This is a genomic window from Sphingomonas sp. FW306-1B-B10E (genome assembly GCF_058782005.1).
Genome location: NZ_JBYSXG010000080.1, coordinates 1 through 13,398 on the forward strand (window position 1 = coordinate 1; position 13,398 = coordinate 13,398).

The 13,398-nt window shown below is 66.6% G+C and carries 8 protein-coding genes and 1 pseudogene; all 9 read right to left on the reverse strand.

Going from position 1 to position 13,398, the window contains the following annotated elements; all coding sequences use genetic code 11:
• Nucleotides 1-81: 81 nt before the first annotated feature.
• Nucleotides 82-837 (reverse strand): 2-dehydro-3-deoxy-D-gluconate 5-dehydrogenase KduD, encoded by a 756-nt coding sequence (gene kduD / locus AC3WJI_RS20395; protein ID WP_492759135.1) that lies wholly within the window; start codon nt 835-837, stop codon nt 82-84.
• Nucleotides 838-976: 139 nt separating this feature from the next.
• Nucleotides 977-1,816, reverse strand: a complete 840-nt coding sequence (gene kduI / locus AC3WJI_RS20400; RefSeq protein WP_492759136.1) for a 5-dehydro-4-deoxy-D-glucuronate isomerase — start codon at nt 1,814-1,816, stop codon at nt 977-979.
• Nucleotides 1,817-1,835: 19 nt separating this feature from the next.
• The gene (uxaC, locus tag AC3WJI_RS20405; RefSeq protein ID WP_492759137.1) at nt 1,836-3,284 is read right to left on the reverse strand and encodes a glucuronate isomerase; all 1,449 of its coding nucleotides are present in this window, start codon (nt 3,282-3,284) and stop codon (nt 1,836-1,838) included.
• A 248-nt stretch (nt 3,285-3,532) separates the two neighbouring features.
• A pseudogene (locus AC3WJI_RS20410) lies at nt 3,533-4,840 on the reverse strand (MFS transporter); the annotation flags it as partial.
• 108 nt (nt 4,841-4,948) lie between these two features.
• Nucleotides 4,949-6,211 carry a DUF885 family protein gene (locus tag AC3WJI_RS20415; RefSeq protein WP_492759138.1) on the reverse strand — a complete coding sequence of 421 codons (1,263 nt, stop codon included), beginning with the start codon at nt 6,209-6,211 and terminating at the stop codon, nt 4,949-4,951.
• A complete protein-coding gene (locus tag AC3WJI_RS20420; RefSeq protein WP_492759139.1) occupies nt 6,208-9,981 on the reverse strand; it encodes a LamG-like jellyroll fold domain-containing protein in 3,774 nt (1,257 codons plus the stop codon). The genes AC3WJI_RS20415 and AC3WJI_RS20420 overlap by 4 nt, the downstream gene beginning before the upstream one ends.
• Nucleotides 9,982-10,062: 81 nt before the next feature.
• On the reverse strand, nt 10,063-10,854 hold the full coding sequence (locus tag AC3WJI_RS20425; RefSeq protein ID WP_492759140.1) for a 2-keto-4-pentenoate hydratase: 792 nt from the start codon (nt 10,852-10,854) through the stop codon (nt 10,063-10,065).
• Between the two features lie 249 nt (nt 10,855-11,103).
• Entirely contained in the window at nt 11,104-11,667 is a 564-nt protein-coding gene (locus tag AC3WJI_RS20430) for a hypothetical protein (protein ID WP_492759141.1), read from the reverse strand.
• Between the two features lie 108 nt (nt 11,668-11,775).
• Nucleotides 11,776-13,257, reverse strand: a complete 1,482-nt coding sequence (locus AC3WJI_RS20435) for a UxaA family hydrolase (RefSeq protein WP_492759142.1) — start codon at nt 13,255-13,257, stop codon at nt 11,776-11,778.
• Between the last annotated feature and the right edge of the window lie 141 nt (nt 13,258-13,398).

The following is a 13,398-nucleotide window of genomic DNA, read 5'->3' on the forward strand; positions in this document are numbered from 1 at the left end:
GCGTCCGGCGAGGCGTCTTCCCCTCCCCTAGCCCCTCCCGCAAGCGGGAGGGGAACGCATGAGGCTTGCTCCGCCCATAGGTCATCGCGCGAGCCACCCGCCGTCGACGGCGAGGACATGACCCTGGACATAGTCCGACGCCGACGACGCGAGGAACACCGCCGCGCCACCGAGATCGCCGGGGTCGCCCCAGCGGCCCGCCGGGATGCGCTCGACGATCTGGCGGTTGCGGGTTTCATCGGCCTGCAGCGCTTCGGTGTTGTTGGTCGCGATGTAGCCGGGGGCGATCGCGTTGACGTTAATGCCCTTGCCCGCCCACTCACAGGCGAGCAGCTTGGTGAGCCCGGCGACGCCCGACTTGCTGGCCGTGTAGCTCGGCACGCGGATGCCGCCTTGGAAGCTCAGCATCGAGGCGATGTTGATGATCTTGCCGCGCCCCTGCGCGACCATGTGGCGGCCCGCGGCCTGGCACAGGAAGAAGGTGGACTTGAGGTTGGTGTCGATCACCGCATCCCAATCCTCCTCGGAGAAATCGAGGCTGTCATTGCGCCGGATGATGCCGGCATTGTTGACCAGAATGTGGAGCCCGCCGAGCTTATCCACAGTTTCGTCCACAATCCTGCCCACAGGCTCGATGGTGGAAAGATCGGCGGAGATGATCTCCGCCTGCACGCCGAGCGCACGCGCCTTTTCGACGGTCTCGGTCGCGGCCGAGCGGCCGACCGCGGCGATGTTTGCACCGGCCGCGGCGAGCGCGAGCGCGATGCCCTGGCCGATGCCGGTATTGGCGCCGGTGACGATGGCGGTCTTGCCGGTCAGATCGAAGGGATTGGTCATTTTTGCTCCCATCGCCCGCCACCTACGCCCCCCTCCCGCTTGCGGGAGGGGTGGGGGGTGGGCCTGAAACTCGGAAGGGCGTCGCTTGCGGCCACGCCCTCCCCTAACCCCTCCCGCAAGCGGGAGGGGAACTAGAAGCTCACGCCAGCTGGCAGATGTCGAGCACGTTCATGTCGGTATAGTCCTGGTTCTCGCCGGCCATCGCCCAGATGAAGGCATAGGCCTTGGTCCCCGAGCCCATGTGGATCGACCAGGGCGGCGAAATCACCGCTTCCTCGTTGCCCATGACGATGTGCCGCATCGCCTCGCCTTCGCCCATGTAATGGAAGACGCGGTCGTTGGGGCCGTCGAGTTCGAAGTAGAAATAGATCTCGCTGCGACGCTCGTGAATGTGCGGGGGCATCGTGTTCCACACCGAGCCCGGCTTGAGCACGGTGAGGCCCATCACCAGCTGCGCACTGTCGCACACGCCCGGGATGACGAGCTGGTAGATCGAGCGCTCGTTCGATTCCTCGAGGCTGCCGCGATCGAGCTTGTTGGCGTCGGCGATCGACAGCTTGCGGGTCTGGAAGCCCTTATGCGCGGGGCAGGAAGCCAGATAGAAGCGTGCGCCGTCGCCGGAGAACTGGACGTCCTTCGCGCCCATCGTCACGTAGAGGCAGTCCTTGTTGCCGAGCGTGAAGGTCTCGCCGTCGACGGTCACGGTGCCCTCTACCGACGAGACGTTGACCACCGCCAGCTCGCGGCGCTCGAGGAACGGGTGCCCCGCGGCCGATGCCGGCTCGGTCTGGTCGGGAAGCTTGACGCTGCCCGACGCCACCGCGACGCCGCCGATCACGAAGCGATCGGCATGGGTGTAGTTGAGCACGCACTCGCCGTCGCGGAACAGGCCGTCGATCAGATAGCGGTCGCGAAGCTCCTCGTTCGAGACGCACTCCATCATGTCGGGGTGCGTGGCGTAATAGGTACGGTCGAACATCATACTCTCCGTCGGTGAATCAGGCTGCGGCGGCGACGGGCGCCGGCGCTGGTTGGTCGAGCTTATAGGCCTTGCGGACGAGGCCGTTGGTCAGCTCGTGGGCGAGTTCGTGCGCCTCCCAATCGAGCAGGCGGCCTTCGGCGACCAATTGCCCGAGAAAGCCGCAATCGATCCGGCGCGCGACGTCGTGGCGAGCAGGAATCGACAGGAATGCGCGGGTGTCGTCGTTGAAGCCGACGGTGTTGTAGAAGCCGGCAGTCTCGGTGACCCGCTCGCGGAAGCGGCGCATGCCCTCCGGGCTGTCGTGGAACCACCAGCTCGGCCCGAGCTTGAGGCACGGATAATGGCCGGCGAGCGGCGCGAGCTCGCGCGCATATACGGTCTCGTCGAGCGTGAAGAGGATGATCGACAGCGAGGTCGACGTGCCGAAGCGATCGAGTAAAGGCTTCAACGCGTGGACATAGTCGGTGCGCGTCGGAATGTCGGCGCCCTTGTCGCGGCCATGGCTGGCAAACAGGCCGCCATTATGGTTGCGGAAGCTGCCGGGGTGGATCTGCATGACCATGCCGTCCTCGTCCGACATCGCCGCCATCTCGGTGAGCATCTGCGCGCGGAACAACTCGGCATCTTGCGGGGTCCAGCTGTCCGACAGGATCGTGCGGAACAGCCGCTCGGCCTCGTCATGAGACAGGTTCGCGGTCAGCGCGGTCGAATGGCCGTGGTCCGTCGCAGTGGCGCCGGCGGCGCGGAAGTCGGCGCGGCGCTTGCGGTGCGCGGCGAGATAGCCGTCCCACGACCAGACATCCTCGTTGGTCTTGTCGGCGAAGATCCTCATTGCGCCGGCGAACTGCTCGTGCTCGACGTCGATGACTGCGTCGGGGCGGTAGGTGGTGACCACCCTGCCCGGCCAGCCCGATTCCCGGATCGCGTGGTGCGGCGAGAGATCGTCCTGCGGCCCCTCGGTGGTTGCGAGGAACTCGATCCCGAAGCGATCGAACAAGGCGCGCGGCTTGAACGAGTCACTGGCGAGCTTCTCGTTGATACGGTCGTAATAGAGGTCCGCGGTCGAGGCATCGAGCGCGACGTCGAAGCCGAACACCTCGGCAAAGACATGGCCGAGCCACATCGACGACGGCGTGCCGCGGAACAGATGCACGTTCTCGGCGAAAGTCCGCCACGCCTTGCGCGGATCAGTGCCGGGCATGCCCGCCTTGTTCGGCACGCAGAGATCGTCGAGCGCGATGCCCTGCGAGTAAAGCATGCGGTAGAGATAATGGTCGGGCGAGAGCAGCAACTCGGTTGCGTTCGACCAATTGGCGTTGGTCGAGAACCAGGTCGGATCAGTGTGGCCGTGCGGGCTGATAATCGGCAACCCGGCGACTTCCTGGTAGAGCGCACGCGCGATGCTCCGCGTGCGCTCGTCGGCGGGAAAGAGGCGATCGGGATCGAGTTTCAGGGGCTTGGTCATGGCTCTCTCTACGCTTGCGGCGACTTCTCGCGGACCAGTGTGTTGGCGACAATCGCAAGGATCGCAATCGCCGCGAACACGCCGAGGATCGTCCAATAGGTACCGGTTTCGAAGCAGGGCGAGGCGGCGCCCATCCACACCGGCACGCAGCCTTCGACATGCTTGCCCGAGGCGAGGAAGAACACCACGCCGAGCAGACCAGAGGCCACTGCGACGATCACCGCCCAGGGAGTCGCGCGCTGGAAGCTCTCGACCCGCGCCAACCGCGGCGTCAGCAAGTGGACCGACAGGACGGCGAGGAAATAGGCCGCACCCGCCGCGATGAACATCGGTGCATAGCTACCGACGCGATCGAGGATGTCGCCCGAATATTTGGAGAAGAGCGCACCGCCGATCGCGCCCAAAGTCCCGCCGATGCCGATCACCGCGCCCACCGCGAAGCGCGGGAAGGTGTCCGACGGGATCGTATAGAGATTGGCGGAGAAGCCCTGGTGTGCGGCGGCGGCGATGCCGATGATCAGCACGCTCGCCCAGAGATTGGGCACCGAGGTGGCGAACACCACTGGCAGCACGCAGAAAGCGCAGATCAGCATGGTGAGCTTGCGTGCCTTGTTGACGCTCATCCCCGACTTCATCAGCCGGCCGGAGAGCCAGCCGCCGGCGACGCTGCCGACGTCGGAGATCAGATAGATGCCGCCAAGTGCAATCGCCGCAGTGGGGGTCGACCAGGTCTTGAGGTCGAGCCCGTATTGCGTGCCGAGATAGCCGGGCAGCCAGAACAGATAGAACCACCAGATCGGATCGATGAAGAACTTGCCGAGCGCGAAGGCCCAGGTCTCGCGCTGGGCGAGCAGGCGCAGCCACAGACCGGGAGTCTTGACGTCCGGGTCGGCGGGATCCTGAGTGATATGCGCGGCCTCGGCGGCGCCGACGCGGGCGTGCCGCGCGGGATCGTCGCGATACATTGCCAGCCAGGCGACCAGCCAGAGCAGGCCGAATACGCCGGTGAGGATGAAGGTCATCCGCCAGCCCACCGCGGGGACCATCAGGAAGCAAAGCAAAGGCGCAGCGATCGCGCCGACATTCGAGCCCGCGTTGAACACGCCGACGGCGAAGGCGCGCTCCTTTTGCGGGAACCAGCTGGTCACCGCCTTGATGCCCGCCGGGAAGTTGCCCGATTCGCCGATACCGAGGCCGAAGCGCGCGGCGGCGAATTGGGTGACGCTATAGGCGCCGCCATGCGCGACGTGCGCGATCGTCCAGATCACGACCGCGGCGGCATAACCAAGCCGGGCACCGATCGCGTCAACGACCTTGCCGAAGCCGAGATAGCCGATCGCATAGGCGATCTGGAACCAGACGACGATGTCGGCATAGGTCCGCTCGTCCATGTGGAGCGAGGGGTCTTCCATCATGATCGGCTTGAGCAGCCCGATCATCTGGCGGTCGATATAGTTGATTGCCGTAGCGGCAAACAGCAGGCCGACGATGACCCAGCGATAGCGCCCGACCCGCTCGGCGGCGGCCCGTATCGTCGCCTCCCTCGTATCGCTCATTCAGCCTCTCCCACGATTGTCTGCCGCTTGAGCCCCGCCTGCGGCTTGCTTGTCTGATTAGCTGGAACCCCCATGCGAGGGAAGCTAGCGAGGGCACAGTTTCGCATTTTACGTCCCGGTGCCAACATGCGGGATCAGACGCAGTGGCTTGCGGCCGTTGGCGAGGATCATCCGGTTGGCTGCGGCAGTGCGTGCGCGATGCGAAAGTTCGAGCCAGATCAACGCTTCGGCGGCGCGGAGCGCGGGCTCGGTAACGACGCGGTCGAGATCCTGCGCGAATGACGCGAAATAGACGGGTTCGCCTTGGAGACTGTCAAGCTGCGCGCGCGCCTCGGCGAGGCTCCAGCGGCGGTGATGGATGCCGGTATCGATCAGCCCGCGAACCGCGCGGAAGAGCAGCCAGTGGATATGGCCGAGTTCCTCGAGCGGCGCACCGCGATACGCGCCGTGATCGGCCATCATTTGCTCGGCGTGGATCGCCCAGCCTTCGGCAAAGGCGGGCAGATAGGCGATGCGCAGCGGATGCGCGCCCGCCTCGGCCTCGATCGGCAGCTGGACCATGTGTCCGGGCAGCAATTCGTGATGAACGACGCTATGCAGGCTCCAGCGCGGGCGGCGGCGAATCTGCTTGAGATCGACGAAATAGGCGCCGGACTGACCGGCGGCGGGAAGCTGGCGATAGCCGCCCTTCCCCGCAGCTTCCTCGGCGCGACTCATCCGGCGGACGCTGACGTCGAGGCTGGCGCGCGGCACTGGACCGACGAGGACCGATGCTCCGCGCCGCGCCCGATCGAGCCAGCGATTCATGTCAGCGACCGCGGCGTCGCGACCGGCATCGTCGTCTGCGTAGAGCCAGCGCGGATCGGCGAATATCGCCTGGAAACGATCACCGACGGTGCCGCGGACGAAGCCGGCGGCGCGCATCAGCCGGTCGGCCCGAGCGCCAAGCGCGGCGGCGACGCGCTCGAAACGACGGTGGGCGGCTTCGGGATCGATCGGGGCGCCGACATGGCGTTCGAGCAGCAGCGCATAGGCGGCAGCGCCGTTGGCGCGGCGCCATAAGCCGGGCTGCGCGGCGGCCGGAAAGCGGTACGGTCCGTCGGCCTTTCCGTCCGGGATCAGGCGCTCCAGTTGCGAATCTATCGCAAGAGCATTGCGAACCGTTCGCAAATCGAGGCTTGCCGAGGCCGTCAGCGCGGCGGGTTCGAAGGGCGCCAGCCTTGCAAGGCGCGCATCATAGCCGGCGATCGCATTGAGGCTGTCGAGCGCCTCGCGCAGTTGGGCGTTGGCGTCGGTCTGGGCGCGCGCCGGCCGGATGATCGCCAACGCGGCCAACCCCGCCAGCATGCCACGGCGGCCGAGCGCGATCACCGGTGCGCCATGCCCGCGAGCGGCACGATGTTGTTGCGCATCGTGACTTCGCGACGGTCATCGGCAAGCGCCAGGCGCAGCCGCAGCGTGTCGACCGCGACGCCCGCCGGCACCGTCAGGCGCACCTGCACCGTCTTGGGCGTCAGGTCCGTCGGTGCGGCGAGCGCCGCGATCTTCGTGGAGCCCACGGTGCGACCCGAGGAATCCTCCAGGAAAAGCGTGCCGCCCGGCGCTGCCGCCGAGCCCAGGCTGTGCACTGTTACCGTTACCCCGCGTCCCTTCAAGACCACATCATCGATGCCGATGCCCAGATCGGGACGAATCGCGGGGTCCTCGACCGGAGATTCGAGCGTGAAGTCGAACACCGTCGTCGTGCGGGGGGCGAAGGTCAGGTCGCTCGCGGCGCTGCGTTCGAGCGCGAGGGTGCTGGCCGCGCCGAGATCGGCGCCGTCGGCGCGAGTTCCTGCGCGCATGGTCCAGCGGCCGGCGGCGACGTTCCAGCTGCTCATTTCGGCGCGTTGCGGGCGATCGCTCATATTATAGGCAATGACGCGGAAGTGCTCGCGTGTCGCACCGGCGACGAGGATCGCGACCTGCTCGGCCGCGCCCCGCTCGGCGAAACGCCAGCTGACCGTATTCCCCGGATAGCTCTGATTGCGCCCCAGCGCGATGCCGCCGAGCCGCTCGCGCTGGAGCAGCTCCTGCGGCATCGACACGCGATCCGACCACCAATGGCCCTCGGTCATCATGTACATGCGATTGACTTTCTGGCCGATCGCCTCGCGGTGGAGGTCGGCGAGCGACTTGGTGTCGCCGGTCTCCTGCCATTGGATGTAGCGGCCGAGATCGCCGCGGCCCTTGAGCGCCGCCGTCCATTTCTTGCCCTCGGGCAAGACGGCCAAGGCATTCTCGTTGAATTCGGCGACCAGTCCCGGCGAGGCCGCAATGCGCGCAGTGACCGGCGCGAGATATTTGTCGTTGCCGGTAAAGCGCCACGCCGCCCAGGCCGATTGCAGCGGTATGCTCGCGCCGCCGCCATCGCCCTTGCGCTCGGCATCGGTGCGCCAGTTGATCTCGTTGGGGAAGCTCCACTTGCCGGCGGCGTCCTGCTTGCCGTGCGCGAGCAGTCCGTCGACGAGCCCGGTCACCAGCCGCGTCGCCGCGGGGTTGGCATTGTATACGCCCATCAGGATCGGGGTGTGCGTGACCACCCAGCTATAGGGCTTCTGCCACTCCCACGGCCCTTCGCGATACATCTTGCGCGCGCCGTACCAGTTGCTGGCGAAGTGCATGTGTCCGGCTGCGTTGGGCAGGATGACGCTCTGGAGACCCTTGACCGTCGCCAGCATCCGCTCGACCGCGCGCGGCTCGCCCCAATTTAGGTAGAGCCGCGCGGCATCGGCGTTCATCCCCTCCTCATAGGCATGGAGCTCGTCGGTGGTGAGCGCAGCGAGCCCATTCTCCATCATACCGTGCTTGTAGATCGCCTCGTCCAGCGCGCGGAGCGAGGCGTTGATCTTGTCGGGCTCGACGCCCATCAGCGCGAGGCCCGGCCATTGCTGGACGAGATCCGAATCGTCCGACAGCCCGCCGCCGAAATCGCCGAACGGCACTTGGCGGTTGTCGATCCACCAATTGACGAATTCGCGGACGCGGCCGAGGTCCTGGAGCTGGAGCCACGCCCATTCGGGGACGCCCGCGGGCGCCGGGGCGATCGCGACGCCCGGCAGCTTCTCGGGGCCGTAGCCGATGTCTGCCCAATAGCGGCGGCCTTCGAGATGGTCCGGGTCGACGCGGAGCAGGTCGCCAATGTCCGCGGCCAGCCGCCGATACAGGCCCTCGCGCTGCGAGGTGGTGTGTTCCTCGACGAGGAAACCCCAATTATCCTTCACCTGGTTGAAGCGGTCGGCGACGTGCTCGATCTTGGCTGCCTCGCGCTCCTTGAAGACCAGCCGGACGTTCATCCCGTCGAGCGATTTCGCGCCGAAGTCGGGCGCGGCGGAGGCGATCGTTAGGTAAAGATTGTCGTTGGTGAGGATGCGGTCACGCAGGTCGAGCCACAGCGTGCGCGCCTCGCCGGGTTTCACCGAGACCGAGACGTCGATCATGTCGCGGCCGGGCCAGATCGGATCCTTGACGCGGATGTTGAGCGCGATGCGGCCGGTCGCGTCGGGAGTGGCCTTGAGCGCAGGAATGTCGAGCGCGATGCCGTCGAGCCCGTCATGGCTGTTCTCCCAGCCATAGTTCCATGCGCGCGCGATCGGCTTGCCGGGGTCGGCGGCGCCGAAGCCCGAGGGGATGAGGATGTGGACGATCGGCGCCTCATCGCCGGTGCGCGTCGCGGTGCCGGTCGCGGCGGCGCTGCCCGCGGCGGGCGCGGCGCTGCGCGCGCCGGCCGGCAGCGCGACCACCGTGCTGCGCTCCTCGATCGGGTAGCGGCCGGCAATGAAGTCGTTGAGGTCCTTGAGCGTCGCGAGATCGGCTGCGGCCGAAGCATCGACGGTGTAGCCGAGCTTATAGGTGCCCTTGGGCTCGGCGGCGTCGGTGACGTTATACGCCCAGATCTCCTGGATCGGCTGTTCCTGCGCGATGTTGGTGAAGCGCAGGGACCCACCAGTGCGGGGGCCGAGCGCATCGACGCTGCGGACGACGCCCTGCGGACGCTTGGCAACCGAAGCGAAACGCTGGCCGTCGGCGCTCCAGGCAAGGTCGCCATAGGCCGCACCGCGGATCTCGACGCGGTTGAACGCCTCGCCTGCGGGCACGCGCAGGGTATAGGCCTTGCCGCCCTCTACATACACATTCCAGTCGGGCAGGTCGAAATAGTCGCTGCGGCCCGGGAGCCGCGAATGGTTGTAGACGCCGGGCCAGGTCGTCTCGGCGATCCCGTCGACGCCCTTCCACATCCATTCCTTGAGGTCCTTGGCGTCGGCGAACTCGATCTTGCGGATGCCGGTGGACGGCGCGGTGAGCAAAGGCGGCGCGCCGCGATCCCAGCCGAAGCGGTGGAGCCATGCCTGGCGATCGAATTTCGGGGGCGCTTTGGCGTCCAGCTCGGCACCGGCGGCAAGCCGGGCAACCGCGGCCGCGTCGAGAAGCTGATCGTAAACGCGGACTTCGTCGAAATCGCTGCCGCGAGTGAAGTTGTAGCGGCTCTGGACCTGGTGCGGCGACAGTACGCGCGCGGCCATGCCGAACTGGTCGAGCCCCGCGTCGAGATCGGCGCGGGTCTGCTTGCGCGCCACCAGCTTGGCGTCGACGAACAGCCGGACGCCCTCGATCTCGTCCCAGCCAAAAGCGATGTGATGCCACGCGTCGGCCGCGGGAAGCTGGTCGATCCGCCAGGACACGCGAATCCGCGACAGGTTCGCATCGGTGACGAAGGCGTCAAAGCCGTGGCCGTTCCAGTCGATCCGTAGGAACGCCATGTCCCAGCTCGAATGATCGGCAAAGCCGGTGCGGAAGATCACGAAGGGCGCCTCGCCGACCGGCTCGCGCGCGCGCCAGAAGAACGACAGCGTGCCCCGCTGGGCGAGCATGTTGCCGGGCGCCGACCAGGCGAGATAACCGTCATCGGGCCAGCGCATCGCGCCGCCTTTCGCCCCGTCGGGCACGATCGTCATGCCGCTCTGGAAATTGGGCTGGGCATCGCCCTTGGCGACTTCGGCCGCGAAGCCGGCATCGCCGCTCGCGCGGAACAGCAGTTCCTGCGCCGACGCCGCGGGTGGCAGCGCAACCGCGGCAGCAAGCAACAGCGCCGCGCGTTTCATGCGAACCCGGGGGTGCGCAGCGGCGATCCCTGCCCCTGCACCTGCCTCAACCATGCGGCCTCCACCTAATATTCCGCCTTCTTACGAGGCGGTGATCTTGCATTCCACGTTCAAACCATTGCCGAAGCGGCATTCGACCCGGTCGCCCGGCTTGACCGGATGGACCCCGGTGACCGCGCCGCTCGACACCCACTGCCCCGCATGGAGCGCGATGCCCCGCGCGGCCATCAGCTCGAGCAGGAAGCGCACCGCGCCGACCGGGCCGTCGAGCATCGTCGCGGCGGTCGCCGAACCGATCGGCTCGCCATTGATGTCGAGCGCGACCGGCCACGCCTTGATGTCTGCGTTGCGCCAGTCCTTGATCTCGGGGCCGATCACGAGGCCGTTATTGTTGCCGAAGTCGGAGATGGTCACGGTCGGGCCGTGTTCGTTGATCCCGACAAAGGGCGAGCTGGCGATCTCGATCCCGACATGGACCGCGTCGACCAAGTCGGCGGCCTCTTCCTCGGTGAAACTGGTCTTGCCTGCGGGCGGCGCAGCGCGGAGACGAAGCAGGAACTCGGCCTCGGCGGCGCCAAAGCCTTGGCCGAAGATCGGCATTTCGAGCCCCGGCCGGGCGTCGACGATCGTATCGGCAAAGATCGGACCGGCGAGCCGATCGACACCGCCCTGCGGCGGGTTGATCCGGCCTACCTTCCAGCCGCCGATCGCGCGGCCGTCAAAGGCGATCGCATGATCCTGCACGGCATAGGCGTCGCCAAGCGCAGCGGGAATGTCGCCGGGGAAATGGGGTAGCCCACGGCTCTCGCGGCGCGCCTCGACGAACGTCTCGGCGATCCGGCGCGCTTCATCGGCAATCTGTACGGATCCCACCAGACCCCTTCCTCTCACACACTCTATTGGGAACGGCGTAGAGGAAACCGGTGTCAGTGGCAACGGGGGACTGTGCAAAGTTGGGGTTGTGCCTCATCCTCGGGAGCGGCGATGGACGAGGCCGCCGAACGCTCGTGCGAGCAAGCGTCTACGGTTCTTTGGGTCGCGCGGTTTTGTGCGTCGAAATCGGAGGTGAAACTGCCGTTCGGTCCGGTGCAAATGCGATCAGACGCGACCCGACACCTTTAGTTAACCCACCGGTCTGGCTTCGACTGAGGGACCTCGCCCCAGGTTTTGCTCCGGCGGCTTCACTAGCGCCAAGACCAAGTTAGTACAAATATTCAGATCGAAGGTGATTGTCTGGCGATCAGCCGGATTGGCCGGGTCAGCGGTTGTGAGTTGAAGCCCTTTATAGTCGCATTGCCCCGCCCAGTCCTGGGGCTTCAGGTGGACCGTATGCTCTAAGGGCGTGTTATACACTTCGGCGTTGAAGTTCAGGACCTCGTATCGATTGGGATCACCAGGCAGGCGGGCGGTGACACCGCGGGCATAGACGAATTTATTGAGATGTCGCTGCGAAGTGCTCGGATCGCGGAGGTCCACCACCGTACGATTGGTGCAGTTAACCAGCAACACCACGCCAGTCGCGTTCGCCCGCTTCTGTTCGGGCAAGGCGATCAGCCCCGGCCCGCCAGCCGCAACTGCAGAGCGACGCAGCTTGCAAACCTCGTCGCGGACCGTTCCCACCGGAACAGCGGATCGATCCGCACTCGCCTGCGCCAACATCGCGATCATGATCGCCTCAATCAGCATGGTCCATCACCGCGTCGGCTGCAGACCCACTAGTCCCTACAGGAATGCATATCGCCTGTCACTCATTGCGGGCGTAGTCCCGGCACTTCGTCCGGCATGACGTGTGCGTTAAAGCGTTACCCCGCGCTTCCAGAAGGCGATCTCGCGTTCGCCGTTGCGCTCGGCGCACGTCTCTGCACCCGAGGCGATCGCGACGATGCGGTCGATCAGCGCTTCCTCGGCCGCCTCGAACCCGTCGGTCAGCACCTGCCCCGCGTCGAAATCGATCCAGTTCGGTTTGCGCGCGGCGAGTTCGCTGTTCGACGCGATCTTGACCGTCGGCACCGGAAAGCCGAGCGGCGTACCGCGCCCGGTAGTGAACAGGATTACCGTCGCGCCCGCCGCGGCCAGCGCGGTCGAGGAAACGGCGTCGTTGCCCGGGGCCTCCAGCAGCGTCAGACCGGTGCGTTCGATACGTTCGCCATAGCGCTTGACGTCGGTCAGTGTGGCGTGGCCGGCCTTCTGGACGGCGCCCAATGACTTTTCCTCGAGCGTGGTGATGCCGCCGGCGACGTTGCCGGGGGACGGGTTCTCCGACACCGGCTCGCCATGGCTGAGGAAATAGGTCTTGAAGTCGTTGACTACTCCGACGACGCCTTCGAACACTTCGCGGTTCTCGGCGCGATCCATCAGCATCTGCTCGGCGCCGAAGATCTCGGGAATCTCGGTGACGATCGCGCTACCGCCGGCGGCGGTGATGACATCGCTCATCCGCCCGACCAGCGGATTGGCGGTGAGCCCCGAAAAGCCGTCCGATCCGCCGCATTTGACCCCCAGCACGAGCCGGTCGAGCCCGACCGGGGTGCGCTGGGTCCTGGCAGCCTCGGCAGCGAGGTCGGCGACGGCGGCGAGGCCGTCCTCGACCTCGTCGGTCGAGTTCTGCGCGACGACGGCGCGGATCCGGCTGCGATAGCTGTCGGGCACGTCCTCGAGCAGCCGGGCAAGCTGGTTCGATTCACAGCCCAGCCCGATCAGCAGCACGCCGCCGGCATTGGGATGTGCGGCGAGCGCAGCGAGCATCCGGCGGGTGGCGCCGAGATCGTCGCCAAGCTGCGAGCAACCATAGGGATGCGCGAAGGCGTGGACGCCGTCGACCTGGTGCGCATGACGGCGGCCGGCCTCGGCGGCGATGCGCTCGGCGGTTCGGCCGACGCACCCGACGGTGGGGAGGATCCAGATTTCGTTGCGCGTACCCACGCGGCCATCTTCGCGGACATAGCCGAGGAAGGTGCGTTCGCCCGGCGCCGCGCCGCGCGGGTCGCCGTGCGGATCATAGCGATAGTCGAGCGTGCCGGAGAGGCCGGTCTCGAGGTTGTGGCTGTGGACGTGGTCGCCGGGCTCGATCGGCGCGGTGGCGCGGCCGATCGGAAAGCCGAACTTCACCACATCCTCGCCCGCGGCAATGGCGCGCAGCGCGATCTTGTGGCCCTTGGGGATGTCGGCGCGCGCAACGAGCGCGACTTCGCCGACATCGACGGTCTCGCCGACAGCAGCGGCGTCTAGCAAAGTCGCGACATCGTCGCTCGAATGGATCTTTAGGGCCTTGGTCATGCGCGTTCCGCGGCGCCGCCTGCGCCAAGCGCTATGTGGGTCGAAACGGTGCGCGGCGCAACTACATTGCCACGTCGGGTGACACCGGTTACCAACAAATATCTCCCCTTCCGCTTGCGGGAGGGGTCGGGGGAGGGGCTG

Bases quoted from the DNA above. Each gene is read 5' to 3' on its own strand.
- AC3WJI_RS20430 (WP_492759141.1), bottom strand. From the start codon at position 11,667: ATGCTGATTGAGGCGATCATGATCGCGATGTTGGCGCAGGCGAGTGCG.
- AC3WJI_RS20435 (WP_492759142.1), bottom strand. From the start codon at position 13,257: ATGACCAAGGCCCTAAAGATCCATTCGAGCGACGATGTCGCGACTTTG.
- kduI (WP_492759136.1), bottom strand. From the start codon at position 1,816: ATGTTCGACCGTACCTATTACGCCACGCACCCCGACATGATGGAGTGC.
- AC3WJI_RS20420 (WP_492759139.1), bottom strand. From the start codon at position 9,981: ATGAAACGCGCGGCGCTGTTGCTTGCTGCCGCGGTTGCGCTGCCACCC.
- uxaC (WP_492759137.1), bottom strand. From the start codon at position 3,284: ATGACCAAGCCCCTGAAACTCGATCCCGATCGCCTCTTTCCCGCCGAC.
- kduD (WP_492759135.1), bottom strand. From the start codon at position 837: ATGACCAATCCCTTCGATCTGACCGGCAAGACCGCCATCGTCACCGGC.